The sequence below is a fragment of the Pseudomonas sp. 05T35 genome, from assembly GCF_056396605.1.
Window position 1 is genome coordinate 1 of sequence record NZ_JBFTLU010000476.1, and the last position, 3,340, is coordinate 3,340.

The window sequence follows — 3,340 nt, forward strand, 5'->3', positions numbered from 1 at the left end:
GTCCAGGTCGGTGATGTAGCAGCGATAGTGTTGCGCCTCGCGACGCTGCCCGACGATCTCCTGCGCGACCATGGCAAATAGCTGGTCGCCATGTTCCAGCTCGGAAAACTCTCGCTGATTGCAATACAAGGTGACCTGGCCTTGCCCCGGTACGGCTTTGCCGACGATTGCCTGGACGTCGTAGAACGGCTTGTTCACCGGTGTTTGCGGTGCCGGGCGCGGCTCGACCCGGCGTGCCCGGCTGGTGCCCGATGGCAGCAGTTGGTAGTACAGGGTTTCCAGGACTGCCACAGGTTGGGCAGCGTCCATCGGCAATAGCGCGTCACGGCGAAACAGGATCGATTGCAGGAAACGTTGCAGTGGCACCAGCAGGCTTTGCTCGTCGTGATACGGCTGGCGCTGTTGCCACAGGGCATTGAATTCATCCAGCACGTACAGCTCGGCGTGGGCATCGTTGATGCGGTAAAACACCTGAATGCAGTGGGGCTGGCCCATCGGCAGGATCAGCGCCAGGTCGTGATCCGCCAGCGCCATCGGGTCCAGTTGCAGCGGGCTGTAGCGGGTCAGGTCCTGGTTCAGGTAATCGAGCAGTGCCGACGGGCTGGACAGCGCGACATGATTGACCTGGCCAGGCACCAGTTCCAGCACGTGGTAATGCTGCTGGACCTGGATCAGGTAGCGATGATTGAGTTTGCTGAGCAGCAGGTTTTGCGCGGTATCGAGCACTTCTTCGACACGCTGGGCGATGAACTGCGCGCGGTTATGGCAGAAGCAGCGCACTCGCAGTCGAGGTTGCTGTGGGCCGCTTGGCAGATTGTTGAGGTAATCGCGCAGGCAATCGAGCAGGGCGTGGGCGCCGTCGTAGCGGCTGACCAGCACTTCGTTCCAGCTGTTGAGCGTGACCTGGTCAAGGGTCAGCACCAGGTTCTCGCGCACTCCGGCGTAGCTCAGCGAGTCTGTGCGCTCGGTGGTCATCAGGATGTTCAGGTCGCGGTGGTGCTTGAGCGGGTCGACGCCCACGTTCACCAGAATCAGCACCTCGCTCGGCACGCTGGCATGCAGCAGTTGTTCTTCGCTGACGCTGGTCAGGGGCAGCGCGATGGTCTGTTGCAGGCTGCCCAGCAGATTGAACAGCTCGAACTCGCTCAGGTCGCTGCTGCCAGGGTGTAAGGCCAGGCGCGTGCTGCTGTCGATAACACCGTTGCGGTGGCACCAGGTCAACAGCTCCAGCAGTTCGCGGCTGCGCTTGATCGGCGCGAAATGTTCCCATTCCAGCGCACCCAGGTTGCCGTTGTACAAACCCCAGTGGGTCTGTCCGGGTTCTTTCTTGTTTGCTGACTGGACGAGAGTCAATGTGTCTTCGGCCAGGTCTGGTGCAATGCCGGGGTTGATGAACTCGACTTTGTCGGCCTTGCGTTCGAAGGCGGCATACAGCCTGCGACCCAGTACATTGAGGTCGCGCTTGTTGATCAGGCTGACGCTCTGCTCGGTGCGGGCGAATTGGGTCAGGAAGCGGTAGCTGTAGTTGAGTTCATTCACCAGGGCCCGGCGTTCGGCGCTGACCTGGCGGACCTTCCATTGGCTGCGGCTGTCGAGCATTGCCAATTGCCGTTGATCCCAGCCCCATTCTTCAGCCAGCCGCTCCAGCAGCAGGCGCTGCCAGCTTTTGCTGCGCTGGCCGCTGTTGCCGGTCAGCTTGCGATTGACCTTGAGGTACAAGGCGCGCCGAACCAGCTCCAACCGTTCTGGCTCGCCTCGGGCCGTGAGGTACTCCTCGATGCGCCGGTAGACCACGATGTACGGGTCGAGCTCATCCAGATCGAGACGGTTGGCGAACACGGCTTGTTTGAAGCGCAGGCTCAGGCATTTGACGTTCGGGTGTTCGCTGGCGTAGACCTCGGTCAGCAGCAGCTTGAGCACCGATTTGTAGGGGGACTCGATGCCCTTGAACAACTGCCAGAGCCCGGCCCCGATGAATTCGCCGGGCGGAATCTGTGCCAGATGGCCGAGATCGAGGGTTTCGTCGGCGCGGATAAAGCGTTTGGACAGCAATGTATGGGTGTACTGGTCGTAGCCGGCCTCTTCGTACACCGGCACCAGCCACCAGATCGGCGTGCGCCCCGCGAGCCAGATAGCGGTGCGATAGAACTCATCGAGCAGCAAGTAATGCTGGGTGGTGCCACAGTCGTCGGAGCTCAATTGGGTGTCGCGTTCGCCACGGACGAAACGTTGCGGGTCGATCAGAAAGAAATGCGCCTCGGCGCCCTGGCTGGCGGCCCAGATTTCGAGCAGTTGGCATTTTTTGCGCAGTTCGGCGAGTTCGCTTTCGCTCAGGTCCGGGGCGTGGCAAACCCACACGTCCATGTCGCTTTGATCGGCCTGGGCSAGMGTGCCGAGGCTGCCCATCAGGAACAAACCCTGAATCGGCCGCGGCGGATTGCCGTGGCGGGGCTTGTAGGAGAAGGAGCGGGTCAGGCGTTGCGCTTCGGCGAGCGCCGTGGCGTCAGGTTCGAAATTCGACAGCCCGGCCGGTGTGCTGCCCGAGACGTAACCTGGCAACAGCGGGTGATTGACGTGGAAGAACAGCGGCAGCAGGGTCAAAACCCCTTGCTGGCGGGGTGACAACCCTTCCATGGCACGGGCCAGCCGGCCGTCATTGAGTTTCAGAAAGCGCGCACGCARCTGGCTCAGAACCTTGCGATCGATTCCTTCGTCCAGATCAGGGCGGATTTCATGGGTGCGGGTCATGTCAGCTCAAACCGGCTCGCAATGCTCGAACGTGGGAAGGTCTCAGGGCGATGGGCAGTTTACAGCCTGATGCTCAGGACTTTTAAGCTGAATTTTGGTTTCTGGCGTCAAATTTCTATCGACGAGCGACAGTCTGCCCGCGGAAATCCCGTAGCAGGGGTTCCCGTGGGCGATACGGCAGCGATTATGCGGTTTCTTCGACAGACAAAATGGTCAGAACGGTCTGAATATTCTGCGCGGCGTCACGGCCCAGGCTGGTMAGATAACCGCCGTCGGGCTGGGTAATCAACTCTTTGTCGAACAGGCGTTGTGCGGCGGCAATGGCTTTCGGGGCAGCGGTATGATGGATTTTCAAACCTTCCTGGGAACTGTCCAGGTTGAAGAGTGCAAGGATTTCCAGTTCGGCAACCAGCTCAGGGGTAAGCGACATAAGGACTCCAGACTTTCTAGGAATAGACGACAGCGCCCCTAAGGTGAACGCACTCGGGCGGCATGTCCAGTGTTGGCTTAGAGCTTTTCGTTGCAGGCAGTTGAACATGCTTGCAGGCGCAGCTCCCTCGCCACAATGAGAGCCGTGCCCGCGCGATAGGGG

At 60.5% G+C, this 3,340-nt stretch carries 2 protein-coding genes; both read right to left on the reverse strand.

The window, feature by feature from the left end; all coding sequences use genetic code 11:
• Positions 1-2,748: class I adenylate cyclase (locus AC1DH9_RS25575; protein ID WP_477809020.1), on the reverse strand; the 2,748-nt coding region annotated here is incomplete at its 3' end.
• A 184-nt stretch (positions 2,749-2,932) separates the two neighbouring features.
• Positions 2,933-3,178: a TIGR02647 family protein gene (locus AC1DH9_RS25580; RefSeq protein ID WP_427538838.1), complete on the reverse strand. Its 246-nt coding sequence runs from the start codon at positions 3,176-3,178 to the stop codon at positions 2,933-2,935.
• Between the last annotated feature and the right edge of the window lie 162 nt (positions 3,179-3,340).